This is a genomic window from Halobellus captivus (genome assembly GCF_007655485.1).
Taxonomy (GTDB): Archaea; Halobacteriota; Halobacteria; order Halobacteriales; family Haloferacaceae; genus Haloquadratum; species Haloquadratum captivum.
In genome coordinates this window covers 203,970-205,365 of record NZ_VJXQ01000004.1, presented here as the reverse complement: position 1 = coordinate 205,365, position 1,396 = coordinate 203,970, and the positions used below count along the sequence as shown (strand labels likewise).

The window sequence follows — 1,396 nt, the reverse complement described above, 5'->3', positions numbered from 1 at the left end:
GGTAGCTTCCCCGACAACGGCCTCTACGCGTCGAGCTTGGACGGTCGCGTCATCGTGAAGGGCGGCGTCTACAAGAACAGCTGTGCGTCGAACATCCGACTGAAGGCCGACTACAGCTACATCCACGACGCAACCGTCATCGTCGACGAAAAACAAGATGGACAGAACCAACGCGGAATCCGCCTCGATAACGGTAACCACCTGTGGGTGTACAACACGGAGATTCACCTCTCGGACCCGAACGGTCACGCTATCGTCGTCTACGACGACGTCGAGAAGGCCCGTATCCAAGACTGCAACATCTACGTGGGTGAGGGCACGTCCAACTACGGTATCATCATCCGCGAGGAAACCGGTGCCGTCGACATCTTCGATACGGATATCCAATTCGAGGGAACGGGGAACCCGCTCATCATCAAGGGCCACAACGACTCCAGCGACGAGCGCGTCTACGTTCTCCGAACTACTATCTCCGGAAGTGGCGACGGGAGCAACGGCCGAAACGCCATCCGGTGTACCCGGTCTACCGTCGAGTTCAAAGACGTTGAGGTGCGTATGGACGGCGACCACTACCGGCGCGCCCTCGAACTGCACGGCGACAACTGTCTCGTCGACGGTGGCGTCTTCGAATCGACGCATCACGCGATCGTGAACGTCGCGGACGGAACGATCATCCGAGACGTCACCGCGCGGAGTTACAACGGGCGGCAAGCGCTCAAACTCTACGATGGATACAGTGACGTGACCGTTCAAGACTCTGTCATCTATGGTGGATACCTCGATAAGGGGACCGCCAACCTCAAGATAGAAAACGTCGGGCTCCTCGACTGGTAGGGGGACGATCTCGATCACCTGAGCCGTCACTGGCTCGGAGAGAACTGTTGCACAATAAATATGAATATTTGTAATATAATCTCGGCATTTTATTTCGTATAAAAATTTTTTACCCGGAAACCGCTTCGTAACGTTGTATGCCTGAGCGACGAAAGGCGAGCGAACGAGTAGTGAGTAGACGATCAGTTTTGACGAGTGTCGCTGCGGGGATCGGGGGTTTGGCCGCGATCGGCTCGACGACTGCCGAGGCGTCATCGTACGACAACGTGATCGATCTCGTCGAGGAGGGCGCACAACCGGACGCTTCCGAATCGATCGTGCCGCTACTCGAAGCGCACGCGGGCGACAACACGCTAATAACACTACCTGAGGGCGAATACCTGATGACGGAGCAGTTCCGGTTTACGGGCTTCGAGAACTTCGGGATCGTCGGGAACGACGCGACGATCGTCCCGGGAACCGTCGAGGAACTCGACGGCCGGAGCGTCGTGAAAGGATCCTTCAGTGGTCCCACACGCCTGTTCCGCCTCGGTGTTAGTTACGCACCTGGTGACAAACTCCT

The 1,396-nt window shown here is 57.0% G+C and carries 2 pseudogenes; both read left to right on the top strand.

Going from position 1 to position 1,396, the window contains the following annotated elements:
• Positions 1–834: pseudogene (locus FJT57_RS12380) on the top strand (hypothetical protein); the annotation flags it as partial.
• Positions 835–1,052: 218 nt separating this feature from the next.
• A pseudogene (locus FJT57_RS16435) lies at positions 1,053–1,396 on the top strand (hypothetical protein); the annotation flags it as partial.